Below are 15,161 nucleotides of genomic sequence, written 5' to 3' on the forward strand. Positions count from 1 at the left end.
TGTGAGACTGTGAGACTGTGAGACTGTGAGACTGTGAGACTGTGAGACTGTGAGACTGTGAGACTGTGAGACTGTGAGACTGTGAGACTGTGAGACTGTTCAGGGATTATCACAGGCATAAAAAAACGGCCCGTGGTGGACCGTTTTTCTTTTATGTGTATTTGGTAATTAACCGCGGACTTTCATGCCCTTTTTCTCCATGCCACGATAGATATACAGCATCTGGGCAATTGAGATTAGGTTAGAGACCAGCCAGTACAATACCAGACCAGACGGGAACCAGATAAAGAACACTGAGAAGATAACCGGCATCCAGGTCATCATCTTTTGTTGCATTGGATCTGTGACCGTCATAGGTTGCAGCTTCTGAGTCAGGAACATACTGGCACCAAACAGGATAGGCAGCACATAGTATGGGTCTTTTGAAGACAAGTCAGTCAGCCACAGCATAAACTCGGCATGACGCAGCTCTGTTGATTCCAGGAATACATAAAACAGAGCCAGGAAGATAGGCATTTGCAGCAATAGTGGGAAGCAGCCACCCATAGGGTTTACTTTTTCCTTGCGGTACATCTCCATCATTGCCTGACCAAATTTCTGACGGTCATCGCCATAACGCTCTTTCAGTGCCTGCATTTTTGGCTGCAGCATACGCATTTTAGCCATTGAGGTATATTGCGCTTTGGTGAGCGGGTAAAGGAATGACTTAACAATAATGGTGATAGCAATGATGGCCAAACCCCAGTTGCCTAATCCACCGATGTTAATATCAAACAGACCAAAGAATGACCCTTCGCCAGAATATAAGAACTTCAATAGTTCAAGCAGAGGCTGAGAAATAAACCACAACCAACCATAGTCGACAGTCAGATCCAGATCTTTTTGTAAAGCTTCCAGCGCATCCATGTCTTTTGGACCCATGTAGTAGGTCGCGGTGAGCTGCGCTGTAGCATTGCCCTGAATGTTTGTTGCTTCGCCTTTCACACCTATGATGCTGTTGTTATTGCGTAGCGAGCTGTAAATGGTGTTGTTTGTTGTCTGACCGGGTACCCAGGCACTGACGAAGTAGTGCTGGATAAAGGCGATGTAACCACCCTGAGTGTTTTTGTTCAGGTTCGCTTCGGCCATATCAGAGAATGAGTATTTCTCGTAAGGCTCGTCACTGGTACCATAAGCTGCACCCAGATAAGTCTGGTCAACCATGCTGCCTTTTTCCTGCACTGTGCGCTTGATTTGCGTATACAGTTGCACTTGAACCGGGTCGGCAGTTGAGTTGGTTACATCGTATTCCAATGCCACATCATACTGACCTGGTTTAAATACATAGGTCTTGTTGAATTGAACGCCTTTGCTGTCAACAAACGTCAGCGGTACACGCAGTTCATCACCGCTTAATGTGTAGCTGGTTTGTTCGCTTTGATAGACCGGGCGACCCTGGCTTGATGCATCCGGACCATTCAGGCCGATCAGGCCGCTTTGTGCGAAGTATTCTTTACCTTCGAACTCACCTAATAGCAGATAAGGTTGGTCGCTGCCATGGGTTTCGGCGTGCTGTAGTAATTTCGCCTCGACGATGTCACCACCACGGGTGTCAATTTTTACTGCCAGTACATCGGTGGTTACCGAAATGACCGAGCGAGTAGCCACAGTGGCCTGCATTGGCACATCAGCCTGACTGGAAGCCGGTACGTCGGCTTGGTCATTGTTTGCGGGGCCGGCCACTTGTTGTGTGACGGCACTGGTATCAGCATTGGCTGCGGTTTGTTCCTTTGACCACTCTGTAAAGAGTAAAAAGGAAACCAGCAGCAAGCCGATAAATAAAAACGTGCGTTGCGATTCCATAACAGCTCTTATTTCTCGTGTTGTTTATCTTGCGTTGATTTAGCAGGCACGGGATCAGCCCCACCTGCACTTAAAGGGTGACATTTTAATATGCGTTTAAGCGCTAACCAACTCCCTTTTGCAATTCCATGTAAATTAATTGCCTGGATTGCATAATGAGAGCAGGTCGGAGTATAACGACAGTGTGGTCCCAACAGCGGACTGATAAAGCGCTGATAAAAACGGATCACACCTAATAGCAGTGTTTTGATCAGTGTCTGGCATACTTTGAATGGCCACCGGATCCACGCTTTACATTGCTGCACTATGCGCGATGAGGCTGTGGAGGAGGAGTGATTCATGATGATGCCGTCAGACTGATAACCATTCCCGAAAAATCAATGGGAAATTGGCGATTAAAAGGTGAGCTAACTTTACCTTATCGGGGTCAAAATAGCCATTGAGCCCTATGCGATTTTAGCGAATTCACAATAAGTTGAACTCGAGTAATTGGCGGTTACCCCTGGTTTATGAGGTAAACGAATAACGCGTTCAGGCATTATTGCATTATACGAGCCTGGCTTGAGCATGCGCGTAAGTTCAGTTGTTGTGATACTAGGACTGTTTGGGATTGTGTTGTTTAGACGCTGGGCGTTTTTTACCTGGACGTTTACGAGGTGGTGGCTTAGGAGCACCAGGTTTACAGCGTTCATTTACTTTACGCCATAATTTCGCCAGTTGTTTGCTGAGCTCTTCATTTGACTGATCGTCAACGCCTGTTTTTACCATCAGAACAATATCAATGTTGTCCAGCTTATGACGGTTTAAGCGGAAGCTTTCACGGGCAAGGCGTTTAATGCGATTGCGTTGGCAAGCTTTTTTACAGCGTTTTTTAGCTACAGTGAGTCCAAGACGTGGGTGTCCGGCATCATTGGGTTTCGCTAAGAGTGTAAAATAAGGAGTTGCTGCGCGAGCGGGGTCGTTAAATACTCGGGAGTAATGCGAGGGAGTTAACAGACGTAACTCCCTGCTGAAGCTAAAGTCTTCCACTTATATATTAAGCAGAAAGTACTTTACGGCCTCTAGCACGACGACGTGCTAGTACTTTACGGCCATTCTTCGTTGCCATACGTGCACGGAAACCGTGAGTACGCTTGCGTTTTAGAACGCTAGGTTGAAAAGTTCTTTTCATAACTAATCCATCCGATCGGTTAAAGTTTAAAACATCCTATGCAGGTCGCGATCCTGGCACAGGTGCCATTGCGAGCGCGAGATATTAATGCCGCGGCGTAGGAAAGTCAATCATAATCGCGCCATCAAGCATAGATTTTAGCCATAAATAACAAAAAACGGTCATTCTGGCGATTATCCCCTGAGGTAAACGCTCCGCATTATACCTTTATACTATATAGAGTGGGATCAAAATCCGCAGATTTAGCGATCCATTTGGTTCGTTCAGATCGGATCCGATCTGTGCGTGCGGGTGTGATCAACTTAGATCGGATCAAAATAAGGTTTTCCACACAGCTTGGGTGAAAAGTGGCAACATCCTCTGGAAAACTTAAAATGATCGTGTTTTTTAGATGAGATCTTGGCGTATTTTTGCTAAGATCAGTAAACAGGGTGAAAAATAAAATCCCAACAAAAACAATTGGATGCATTTGTTTCTAGGAAAGATCCTGATTTTTAAAAAAGTCAATATTGATGTTGTGGATAAGATCCCCTCATAATACCCGGCTTCCACCTATGTATTTATGATAACAAACAAGCATTTCCGTCGATCCTTTGGATTAGCTGTGTATAACCTTGTTGGTAAATCTGGCAATATCCTTGGTTTTTATGTACGGGAATATTAACTATTTCGGAGTGCGACGTGTATCTGTCGGTTTGGCAAAGTTGTTTATATGTTTTGCAGGATGAGCTGCCTTCTCAGCAGTTCAATATGTGGGTGCGACCACTACAAGCAGAAAGTACCGAAGATACCTTGACCATCTATGCGCCAAATCGATTCGTTTTGGACTGGGTGAGAGAAAAGTATTTAAATCGCATCAGTGAGTTACTGACAGAGATCTGTGGCGATGAAGCGCCTGAGCTGCGATTTGATGTAGGTAGTAAACCTATTGGCGCTGTTAACAGTGCACCAGCCTCTAGCGAGAGTAGCCAGAGTGCGCAAACTGGAACTGTGACTAAGCCGGTTGCCTCATCGGCGGGCGCGCCCAGTTCGGCTAAAGTAGAACCTGCTCCCAAATCTGGGGTGAAGTCCAATATTAAAGAAAACTATACCTTTGATAACTTTGTTGAAGGTAAGTCGAATCAGCTTGCGAAGGCCGCTGCAACTCAGGTTGCCGATAATCCAGGTTCTGCTTTTAACCCAGTCTTTATTTATGGTGGAACAGGTTTAGGTAAAACCCATCTGTTACATGCGGTGGGTAATGGCATTATAGATAAAAAACCAGATGCCAAGATAGTCTACATGCATTCTGAACGTTTCGTTCAGGACATGGTTAAGGCATTGCAGAACAATGCGATTGAAGAGTTTAAGCGTTATTACCGCAGTGTTGATGCGCTGATGATCGATGACATCCAGTTTTTTGCTAATAAAGAGCGTTCACAGGAAGAATTCTTTCATACCTTTAATGCATTGCTGGAAGGCAATCAGCAGATCATTTTGACATCGGACAGATACCCGAAAGAAATTGAAGGCGTTGAAGATCGTCTTAAATCTCGATTTGGCTGGGGTTTGACGATTGCGATTGAGCCACCTGAGTTGGAAACGCGTGTTGCGATCCTGATGAAGAAAGCGCAACAGAGTAATATCAATTTGCCTCACGAAGTGGCATTTTTTATTGCAAAGAAATTGCGCTCTAACGTCCGAGAGCTAGAAGGGGCTTTAAACCGGGTGATTGCCAATGCCAACTTCACAGGCCGGCCGATTTCCATCGAGTTTGTAAAAGAAGCACTTCGTGACCTGCTGGCATTACAAGATAAGCTGGTGACCATCGACAATATTCAGCGTACCGTGGCCGAGTATTACCGTATTCGTGTTTCAGATTTACTATCAAAACGTCGTAGTCGCTCGGTTGCCCGACCCAGGCAAGTCGCTATGGCGTTGTCTAAAGAACTGACTAACCACAGTTTACCTGAGATTGGTGATGCTTTTGGCGGGCGTGACCACACCACTGTGTTGCATGCGTGTCGTAAAGTAAAAGCACTGCGTGACGAAAGTCACGAAGTAAAAGAAGATTATCAAAACCTGATCCGTACATTGTCGTCTTAAGGGCCTAGTATGCAAATTACGATTTCAAGAGAACAGTTTTTAAAACCCTTGATGCAGGTCTCGGGTGCCATTGAACGAAAACACACACTGCCGATTTTGTCCAATGTTCTGGTCGAAGTGAAAAATGGCGTGTTATCGATGACAGGCACAGACTTAGAGATTGAGTTGGTTGCAAACGTGACACTGGAAGAGCAAGTCGCAGATGCCAGTATCACGTTGCCAGCGAAAAAGTTACTCGATATATGTAAGAGTCTCCCGGATGGTTCTTTGTTGCAACTGAGTAGTCAGGAGCATCAGTTATTACTGACCAGTGGCCAAAGTCGATTCTCTTTAACGACCTTAGCAGCCGAAGACTTTCCAAATCTTGAACAGTGGGATGGCGAGGTTGAGTTTCAAATTACCCGACTTGAGCTGCGCCAGTTATTAGAAGCGACCCATTTTTCGATGGCCAATCAGGACGTGCGCTATTACCTCAATGGTATGTCCTTTGAGGTTGATAATAGTGAGATTAAAACAGTTGCAACCGATGGACACAGGCTAGCAATTGCCCAGCATCAATTAGGTGCGTCATTGAATACACAGCGTCAGCTGATCATTCCACGCAAGGGTGTGCAGGAGATCATGCGTTTGTTACCAGCAGATGATGAGCCTCTCACCATTCAGTTTGGCAGTAATCATATTCGTATTTTAGATCCTGAGTTTACTTTGACAAGTAAGTTAGTGGATGGACGTTTCCCGGATTATCGCCGAGTGCTACCACGTGGTGGTGATAAGCTGGTGAATGCAAACCGAGAGTGGTTACGCAGTGCATTTCAGCGCGTCTCTATTCTGTCGAATGAAAAGTTCCGTGGAGTACGTCTTAATCTGTCGAATGGCATGTTAAAGATCAGTGCGAATAATCCGGAACAGGAGCAAGCAGAGGAAACTGTTGAGGTTGAATATCAGGGGGATGACCTGGAAATTGGCTTTAACGTCTCCTATTTGTTGGATGTACTTAACACACTAAAAACAGAAGATGTGCAGTTTACATTAGCAGATACCAATAGCAGTGCCCTGATCGAAGGGGCGAGCGACGACACTGCAATGTATGTCGTTATGCCTATGCGCCTGTAGAAGTTAGTGTGTGCTCTTAAATGAGTTTAACTCAAATTAGCCTCAATAATTTTCGCAATATTGAGGCCCTCTCTTTTTCACCAAGCGAACAAATCAATATCATTTTAGGCGAAAATGGCAGTGGAAAAACCAGTCTGCTTGAAGCCATTTATTTCCTTTCTAATGGACGTTCATTTAGAACGAACAAACATAAGTTGATGATCCGTCATGAGCAAGATAAATGTATTGTTCATGGTAAAAAGCAACTTCATAGTTTATCTATCCCCATAGGTATAAGCAAAAACTTACAGGGTGAAACACAGCTCAGGATCCAGGGTCAATCGAGTCGAAAAATCGCTGAATTGGCGCAGATCCTGCCCACTCAGGTGATCACACCAGAGAGCTACGAGTTGTTTTTTGGCGGACCAAAAGAGCGACGAAAGTTTCTCGACCTTGGGGTGTTCCACGTGGAACATCAGTTTTATAGTGTCTGGAAAGACTTCAACAAAGTGCTTAAACAACGAAATGCTTTGCTGAAAACTAAGCCTGCTCAGTACCAGCTTCAGATACGTACTTGGGACAGAGAATTTGTTCGTTTGGCTGAGCAAATAAATATGTTTAGAAAGGCGTATATAAGTAGGTTTGAGCGCCATTTTTTTGATAAGATAGGGGTGATAAGCCCCATCTTTAAAGGCCTTGAAATGCGCTATGACGCAGGCTGGAAAGGGGAACTAGCTGAGGTGCTAAACGCCCAACTGGAGCGGGATAGCAAGCTTGGCTATACAACTAAAGGGCCGCATAAAGCCGATTTTAATTTTTATGCTAATGGTCACGGCGTTGAAAATATACTGTCTCGGGGTCAGTTAAAGTTGACACTCTATGCGCTAAAAATCGCACAGAATAATTTAATAGAGGCCGAGACCGAGAAGCAATCCATTTTGCTTATCGACGATTTACCTTCGGAGTTGAGCCAGGAGACGATGCTGAGCATCGCGCATTTACTTGCAGAATGTCAGTCGCAGCTATTTATCACTGCGATAAACTCCGAAAGTATCCAGGCCATTGTGGAACCCATGAAACGAAATGTTGAGATGTTCCACGTGGAACATGGCCGCTTAATAACAAAATAATTGGAATACACCATGTCTGATAATTACGATTCATCGAGTATTAAAGTACTGAAGGGATTGGATGCAGTAAGGAAGCGTCCGGGAATGTATATCGGGGACACTGATGATGGTACTGGACTACATCACATGGTCTTCGAAGTCGTCGACAACTCTATTGACGAGGCGTTGGCAGGACACTGTGACGATATTTTCGTTACTATCCATACTGATGGCTCTGTGTCAGTTCGAGACAATGGCCGTGGTATCCCAACGGAACTACACCCTGAAGAAGGGGTGTCTGCGGCAGAAGTCATCATGACCGTGCTACATGCTGGTGGTAAATTCGATGACAATTCTTATAAAGTATCAGGCGGCCTACACGGTGTAGGTGTTTCTGTTGTAAATGCACTATCAGAAAAACTACAACTAACAATTCGCCGTGATGGCAAAGTGCATCAGCAGAAATACACTATGGGTGTACCAGATGCGCCACTGGGTGTAATTGGCGAAGCTGAGAGCACGGGAACAGAGCTGAGATTTTGGCCAAGTGCGGAAACTTTCTCTGATACCAACTTCCATTATGATATTTTGGCAAAACGACTGCGTGAACTGTCTTTCCTGAACTCCGGGGTAAGTATTATCCTGAGCGATGAGCGTGAAGAGAACAAGCAAGACCATTTCAAATATGAAGGTGGTATTCAGGCGTTCGTTGAATACCTGAACCGCAAAAAAACGCCTGTTCATCAAAATGTATTCAACTTCACTTCAGAACGTGAAGACGGCATTAGTGTTGAAGTATCCATGCAGTGGAATGATGGATTCCAAGAAAATATTTACTGTTTTACTAACAACATTCCTCAGCGTGACGGTGGTACACATTTAGCGGGTTTCCGTAGTGCACTGACTCGTACGCTAAACAACTACATGGAAAAAGAAGGCTTTAACAAGAAAGCTAAAACAGCAAGTAACGCGACAGGTGATGATGCGCGCGAAGGCTTAACGGCTGTAGTGAGTGTTAAAGTGCCAGATCCAAAATTCTCTTCTCAGACTAAAGACAAGCTCGTTTCAAGTGAAGTGAAGGGTGCGGTTGAACAAGCAATGGCTGAAAAGCTAACAGAGTATCTGCTAGAAAATCCAGGCGATGCTAAAACAGTTGTAAGCAAAATCATTGATGCTGCACGTGCCCGTGAAGCTGCACGTAAAGCGCGTGAAATGACACGTCGTAAGGGCGCCATGGACTTAGCAGGTCTACCTGGTAAACTTGCTGACTGTCAGGAACGTGACCCGGCAGAATCTGAACTCTACATTGTGGAGGGTGACTCAGCGGGTGGATCGGCTAAGCAGGGCCGTAACCGTAAGAATCAGGCTATTTTGCCACTAAAAGGTAAAATCCTGAATGTTGAAAAGGCACGTTTCGATAAGATGTTGTCTTCGCAGGAAGTTGCCACACTGATCACTGCATTGGGCTGTGGTATCGGCCGTGACGAATACGACCCGGAAAAACTGCGTTATCACCGCATTATTATCATGACCGATGCGGACGTCGACGGCTCGCACATTCGTACACTGCTGTTGACCTTCTTCTATCGTCAAATGCCGGAAATCATTGAGCGTGGTTACGTTTATATTGCTCAGCCGCCGCTGTACAAAGTGAAAAAAGGCAAGCAAGAGCGCTACATTAAAGACGACCATGGGCTGACAGACTACCTGACAACGTTAGCGTTAGATGGTGCCTGTATCTACTCAAGCGAGGGCGCCGAGGCCATTTCCGGTAATCGCCTTGAGAATATGGTCCATGATTATCAGAAAACCATTGACGTGATCGAACGTCTGACACGCAAGTACCCACGTGCCATGATGTCTCGTCTGTTATACCAGAATGAACTTAGTGAAGCAGACCTGAGTGATGAAGCGAAAGTAACAGGCTGGATTCAAGCGTTCGTTGCTGACCTGGATAAGCATGATGAAGATGCCACTATCTACAATGCGGAAGTAAGCTATGATGACGAACGTCACATGTACTATCCGATTGTTAATATTCGCCAGCACGGCGTGGATAAAGCTTATACACTGAATTACGACTTCATCACATCAAAAGACTATGTTCGCATTGTGAATACAGGTAAGTCAGTTGCACACTTGATCAGCGAAACTGGCTATGTACAACGTGGTGAAAAAACGCAGCCTGTTGAGACATTCGCTGAATCACTGGATTGGTTGATTGCAGAGTCCAAGCGCGGCTTGTATACACAACGCTATAAAGGACTGGGAGAGATGAACCCAGATCAGCTATGGGAAACCACAATGGATCCTGCAGCACGTCGCATGTTGCGAGTGACCATTGAAGATGCCATCGCAGCCGACCAGTTGTTTGCAACCCTGATGGGCGATCAGGTGGAACCGCGCCGCGATTTCATCGAACAAAACGCATTACGCGTTGTGAATCTGGATGTATAAACAAGTTATTACTTGTAGATAATCTTCAAAAAGCCACTCCTTAGCGAGTGGCTTTTTTGTTTCATGCGCTCACTTTGATGCTTTGTCTGATATTTAAAGGCCAAAATGAGCGGGTAAACAGAGAGTGGGAAGCGTGGTTTTTTACGTGCTTTTTTAGTGATAACGCTTAAAACAGCGCGACGCTCGCGGTATACTGAGCATAATTTTCAGACATTATTAGCCCGGACTGGCCACTGTTTTGAGCAGCCACACTGGGTTCCATGTACCATACAAAAATAAGCCAACTATGCAAAAATACGATATCAAAACCTTCCAAGGGTTGATCCTGGCTTTACAGGACTATTGGGCACAGCAAGGCTGTGTTATTGCGCAACCACTGGATATGGAAGTGGGTGCGGGCACGTTTCATCCGCTGACCTTTCTTAAATCGATTGGCCCAGAGCCAATGTCGAGCGCGTATGTACAACCTTGTCGTCGTCCGACTGACGGCCGATACGGCGAAAATCCAAACCGCCTGCAACACTATTATCAATTTCAGGTCGTATTGAAGCCATCACCTGAAAATATTCAGGAGCTATATCTGGGCTCATTGGAAGCGCTTGGTATCGATACCCTGACTCATGAAGTGCGTTTCGTAGAAGATAACTGGGAATCACCGACGTTGGGTGCCTGGGGTCTTGGCTGGGAAGTCTGGTTGAATGGCATGGAAGTGACTCAGTTCACTTACTTCCAACAGGTGGGTGGTTTGGAATGCGCGCCGGTTACTGGCGAAATCACCTATGGTTTGGAACGTCTGGCAATGTATATACAAGGTGTGGACAGCATTTATGATCTGGTCTGGACCGATGGTCCTATGGGCCGAGTGACTTATGGCGATGTGTTCCATCAGAACGAAGTTGAACAGTCGACTTACAATTTTGAGCATGCGGATGTTGACGCATTGTTCAAGCAGTTTGATCAGTGTGAGCTGGAAAGCCAGAAGCTGATCGAAGCGGGGCTGCCTTTACCAGCCTATGAGCAGGTAATGAAGGCATCGCATGCATTCAATCTGTTGGATGCCCGTCATGCGATTTCTGTGACAGAACGCCAGCGTTATATTCTACGCGTACGTGCGCTGTCTAAGGCCTGTGCTCAGGCTTATTATGAGGCCCGTGAGGCACTCGGATTCCCGCTTTGTAAGGATTAATCATGACCACAGAAAATCTACTTGTTGAAATTGGTACTGAAGAGTTACCACCAAAAGCCTTACGCAAGCTGGCAGAATCCTTTGCTGACAATCTGCAGGCTGAGCTGACCGGCCTTGAGCTGGCATTTGAAGATATTAGCTGGTACGCATCACCACGTCGTCTGGGTTTAAAAGTCGCAAACTTACAAACCCAGCAACAGGACAAAGTGGTTGAGAAGCGTGGTCCGGCAACTAAAGCCGCCTTCGATGCAGACGGTAATCCGACTAAAGCGGCAATGGGCTGGGCACGTGGCTGTGGTATCGAAGTCTCTGAAGCGGAGACACTGGAAACAGACAAGGGGGCCTGGTTGTTGCACCGTGCCACTGTCGCAGGTCAACAGGCCAGCGCGCTGTTATCCGATGCCATTGCCAAGTCACTGGCCAAGTTGCCGATCCCAAAACCAATGCGTTGGGGTGCCAACAAAACACAATTTATCCGCCCGGTTCACACGGTCGCTGCCTTGCTAGGTGGGGAAATAGTACAGGGTGAAGTCCTGGGTAAAGCCATTTCAAACCAGCTACAAGGCCACCGTTTCCACCACCCGGAACGTGTGAGCATCAATCATGCCGATGACGCGTTTGATACGCTGAAAGGGGCCTATGTCATCGCTGACTATGAAGCACGTAAAGCGCTCATTCGTGAACAGATCAATGCTGAAGCGGACAAGCTGGGTGCGGTTGTTGCGATGGATGAAGATCTGCTGGAAGAAGTGACAGCCCTGGTAGAGTGGCCGGTTACTTTGGTGGCCTCATTCGAGGAAGAGTTCCTGTCGGTCCCTGCTGAAGCGCTGATCTACACCATGAAAGACGACCAGAAGTACTTCCCGCTACTGGATAAGTCAGGTCAGCTGATCAACAGATTCCTGTTTGTATCAAACATTGAAAGTAAAGATCCAAGTGTGGTCATCTCTGGTAATGAGAAAGTGGTTCGTCCACGCCTGGCGGATGCACAGTTCTTCTTTGAAACCGATAAGAAGAAAACGCTGGAAAGCCGTCTGGAATCATTAGGCACTGTGTTGTTCCAGAAACAGCTAGGCACATTGAAAGACAAGTCAGAGCGCATTGCCGCGTTGGCTGGCTTTATTGCTGAGCAACTGGGCTCAGATAAAGCGCTAGCAGAACGTGCCGGCCTATTGAGCAAAACGGATCTGATGACTGAAATGGTCATGGAGTTTACCGATGTACAGGGTGTAATGGGTATGCATTACGCACGTATTGACGGTGAGGCCGAAGAGGTGGCGGTGGCGCAGAATGAGCAGTATATGCCGCGCTTTGCTGGCGATGCTTTGCCTTCAAACCCAATCAGCTGCGCAGTCGCACTGGCTGATAAGTTTGATACCCTGGTGGGGATCTTTGGTATTGGTCAGACGCCAAAAGGTGATAAAGATCCATTTGCCCTACGTCGTGCTGCCATTGGTGCACTACGCATCATGGTTGAGAAAGAGCTGGAGCTGGACATTCATGCGCTGGTCGAAAAGTCTCGGGCTTTGTTCGGTGACAAGCTGACCAACGACAATGTTGGCGAAGAGGTCTTTGAGTTCATGCTGGGTCGCTTCCGTGCCTGGTATCAGGATGAAGGTATTGCGGTAGATGTGATCCAGGCGGTACTGGCACGTCGTCCTTCTCAGCCGGTTGATTTTGATCGTCGTGTCAAAGCAGTGAGCCACTTCAGAACACTGGAGCAGGCAGAAGCGCTGGCTGCGGCCAACAAGCGCGTTAACAACATTTTGGCGAAGAATAATGTCACCAGCGACGCTGAGGTGAATACAGCCTTGTTGTCTGAAGCTGCGGAGCAACAGTTGGCTCAGGAAGTCGCAGCACTGACCGCCGAGCTGGCACCGGTTTATGCGCAAGGGGATTACCAACAGGCGTTGACTCGACTAGCGAGTCTGCGCGAAGCCGTAGATAACTTCTTTGATAATGTCATGGTGATGGCTGACGACGAAGCAGTTAAGCAAAACCGTCTGGCGTTACTCAGCCAGCTTAGCCGTTTGTTCCTCAATACGGCGGATATCTCTGTCTTACAAAACTAAGACAGTCACTCTTAAAACAAGCCAGCATTCGTGCTGGCTTTTATTTTTGTGATCGGGATTAACAATGAAACAGCACATCATTGCCTTGATAATGGCATTGGGTTTGAGTGCCTGTACGACGGCACCTCATCAGTCAACGGATAGTTCAAGTGAGCAGCAAGTCACAAGCAATGCGTCTCCAGCGGTGGACAGACCTATGTATTTACGCGGCGACTTTACTTTGTGGGATGCCGACGAAGTCTACCGATTGACACAGACCCAGACGGGTCTGTACAGCGTACGGGTCCGCTTTATGAGCCCAGGTAAAGTGTACGAATTTAAAATTGCGGATGCGAAATGGACGCCAGGTTATAACTGTGGCTTTCGCTACGATGGCAAAGTGAGTGTGGGCAAAGCGGTTGTCGCGGACTGTGACACGGTATATAACTACTTTGGATTTATGCCAGACAGAAAAGGCTGGTACCGCATTTCACTGGATTTGAGAGGCTCTGTCCCTCAGGTTGTTGTGCAGCGAGACTAATATCACGAAAAACAGTTTGCGCAATTTGGCTGGTGAGGTAATCGCACCAGCTTAAAAATCATTTTCCTTTCTTTACCAGGTAGCGGTAAGGGAGGTCATCCACTTCTTTTGCTACCAAAGTGTGATCCATAAACTCACAAAAACTGGGTATGTCCCGGGTAGTAGATGGGTCATCGGCCAGGATCAACAAAGTTTCACCCTCGCGCATCTTCCTCACTTTGCCGCGGATCATCATTACGGGTTCGGGACAACGTAAGCCAATCGCATCAAGAGTATGGTCAGTGTTGTCAAAGTTCATGGCAGTGTCCCCGGAAAATAAAACGCCTATTCTAGCGCGCCTTGTATGACAAATAAATACTCGTGTGAATGGGTCGCTGCCAGGACATAAAAAAGGCAAGCTACGATATGCAGCTTGCCTTGGTCACCAAGTTAAAATGGTTAGGGAATCGCGTACTGGTTAGTCGTCAACGCGTTCAAACACGGTGGCGATACCCTGGCCAAGACCGATACACATAGTCGCAAGGCCATACTTTGCATCTTTGTCTTCCATAATATGGATTAAGGATGTGCTGATCCGTGAGCCTGAACAGCCCAGTGGGTGGCCCAGCGCAATCGCTCCGCCGTTGAGGTTGACTTTCTCATCGGCAACATCCAGTAAGCCAAGGTCCTTCAGAACCGGTAATGACTGTGCAGCAAACGCTTCGTTCAGCTCTGCCACATCGATATCTTCAATGCTCAGACCTGCTTGTTTCAGCGCTTTCTGGCTGGCAGGAACCGGACCGTAACCCATGATGGATGGATCGCAGCCTGCAACCGCCATTGACTTGATACGTGCGCGGATCGGCAGGCCCAGTTCTCTGGCTTTTGACTCACTCATAACCAGCATGGCAGAAGCACCATCCGACAGAGCAGATGACGTACCTGCTGTGACTGTGCCTGAAGCCGGGTTGAATACCGGGCGTAACTGGCTCAGGCCTTCCATGGTGGTTTCCGGACGGATCACTTCGTCGTGTTCAACCAGGACAGGCGCGCCATCGGCATCGTGACCTTCCATCGGCAAAATTTCACGAGCGAAACGGCCTTCGACCGTGGCTGCGTGAGCGCGTTGATGAGAGCGCACCGCAAAAGCATCTTGTTGCTCACGGTTAATACCGTGCAGGGTAGCCAGGTATTCCGCAGTCAGACCCATGACGCCTGCGGCTTGTGCAACCGAAGTCGACAAACCTGGGTGGAAGTCATTACCGTGCGTCATCGGGACATGGCCCATGTGCTCCACACCACCGATCAGGTAAGTATCGCCAGCGCCAGTCATAATCGCACGTGCAGCATCATGCAGTGCCTGCATGGAAGAACCACACAAGCGGTTTACCGTGACAGCAGGTACGGTATGTGGAATACCAGCCAGCAGGGCGGCATTACGGCCCACGTTGAAGCCTTGCTCCAGGGTTTGTTGTACACACCCCCAGTAAATGTCATCGATAGAATCCGGTGCCACAGCCGGGTTGCGATCTAGTAGCCCTTTCATCAAGTGGGCACTCAGATCCTCAGCACGTTTGTGTTTGAACACGCCAGCTTTGGAGCGGCCCATTGGCGTACGAATACAATCTACGATTACAGCCTGTTCCAT

At 47.2% G+C, this 15,161-nt stretch carries 13 protein-coding genes; 7 read left to right on the forward strand and 6 right to left on the reverse strand.

Translation table 11 applies throughout. The features are described 5' to 3' along the window. Positions 1–168 precede the first annotated feature (168 nt). The 4 genes from yidC to rpmH form a co-directional block, all read right to left on the reverse strand. A complete protein-coding gene (gene yidC / locus MHN31_RS22645) occupies positions 169–1,842 on the reverse strand; it encodes a membrane protein insertase YidC (RefSeq protein ID WP_125561171.1) in 1,674 nt (557 codons plus the stop codon). 8 nt (positions 1,843–1,850) lie between these two features. Next, positions 1,851–2,183: a membrane protein insertion efficiency factor YidD gene (gene yidD / locus MHN31_RS22650; protein WP_239445380.1), complete on the reverse strand. Its 333-nt coding sequence runs from the start codon at positions 2,181–2,183 to the stop codon at positions 1,851–1,853. Between the two features lie 253 nt (positions 2,184–2,436). Continuing rightward, entirely contained in the window at positions 2,437–2,871 is a 435-nt protein-coding gene (gene rnpA / locus MHN31_RS22655) for a ribonuclease P protein component (RefSeq protein WP_125561173.1), read from the reverse strand. A 7-nt stretch (positions 2,872–2,878) separates the two neighbouring features. After that, complete coding sequence (gene rpmH / locus MHN31_RS22660; RefSeq protein WP_010384852.1) at positions 2,879–3,013, reverse strand: 50S ribosomal protein L34; 135 nt, start codon at positions 3,011–3,013, stop codon at positions 2,879–2,881. A gap of 681 nt (positions 3,014–3,694) precedes the next feature. On the opposite strand from rpmH, the gene dnaA reads away from it, so the two are divergent. The 7 genes from dnaA (at position 3,695) to MHN31_RS22695 (ending at position 13,534) form a co-directional block, all read left to right on the forward strand. Continuing rightward, positions 3,695–5,098: a chromosomal replication initiator protein DnaA gene (dnaA, locus tag MHN31_RS22665; RefSeq protein WP_125561175.1), complete on the forward strand. Its 1,404-nt coding sequence runs from the start codon at positions 3,695–3,697 to the stop codon at positions 5,096–5,098. A 9-nt stretch (positions 5,099–5,107) separates the two neighbouring features. Then, the gene (gene dnaN / locus MHN31_RS22670) at positions 5,108–6,211 is read left to right on the forward strand and encodes a DNA polymerase III subunit beta (RefSeq protein ID WP_125561177.1); all 1,104 of its coding nucleotides are present in this window, start codon (positions 5,108–5,110) and stop codon (positions 6,209–6,211) included. Positions 6,212–6,231: 20 nt separating this feature from the next. Next, positions 6,232–7,320, forward strand: a complete 1,089-nt coding sequence (gene recF / locus MHN31_RS22675) for a DNA replication/repair protein RecF (RefSeq protein ID WP_125561179.1) — start codon at positions 6,232–6,234, stop codon at positions 7,318–7,320. 12 nt (positions 7,321–7,332) lie between these two features. Continuing rightward, positions 7,333–9,756: a DNA topoisomerase (ATP-hydrolyzing) subunit B gene (gene gyrB, locus MHN31_RS22680; protein ID WP_239445381.1), complete on the forward strand. Its 2,424-nt coding sequence runs from the start codon at positions 7,333–7,335 to the stop codon at positions 9,754–9,756. Between the two features lie 286 nt (positions 9,757–10,042). Next, a complete protein-coding gene (gene glyQ / locus MHN31_RS22685) occupies positions 10,043–10,942 on the forward strand; it encodes a glycine--tRNA ligase subunit alpha (RefSeq protein ID WP_010384845.1) in 900 nt (299 codons plus the stop codon). Between the two features lie 2 nt (positions 10,943–10,944). After that, complete coding sequence (gene glyS, locus MHN31_RS22690; RefSeq protein ID WP_239445382.1) at positions 10,945–13,014, forward strand: glycine--tRNA ligase subunit beta; 2,070 nt, start codon at positions 10,945–10,947, stop codon at positions 13,012–13,014. 64 nt (positions 13,015–13,078) lie between these two features. After that, the gene (locus MHN31_RS22695; RefSeq protein WP_239445383.1) at positions 13,079–13,534 is read left to right on the forward strand and encodes a hypothetical protein; all 456 of its coding nucleotides are present in this window, start codon (positions 13,079–13,081) and stop codon (positions 13,532–13,534) included. A 58-nt stretch (positions 13,535–13,592) separates the two neighbouring features. Here MHN31_RS22695 and tusA read toward each other — a convergent pair whose 3' ends face one another. Next, on the reverse strand, positions 13,593–13,832 hold the full coding sequence (gene tusA / locus MHN31_RS22700) for a sulfurtransferase TusA (RefSeq protein ID WP_010384842.1): 240 nt from the start codon (positions 13,830–13,832) through the stop codon (positions 13,593–13,595). Between the two features lie 159 nt (positions 13,833–13,991). Beyond that, positions 13,992–15,161, reverse strand: coding sequence for an acetyl-CoA C-acyltransferase FadA (gene fadA / locus MHN31_RS22705; protein WP_138536327.1), 1,170 nt, complete (start codon positions 15,159–15,161; stop codon positions 13,992–13,994).

It is taken from the genome of Pseudoalteromonas sp. McH1-42 (genome assembly GCF_022347845.1).
In the GTDB taxonomy this organism is placed as follows: Bacteria; Pseudomonadota; Gammaproteobacteria; order Enterobacterales; family Alteromonadaceae; genus Pseudoalteromonas; species Pseudoalteromonas rubra_D.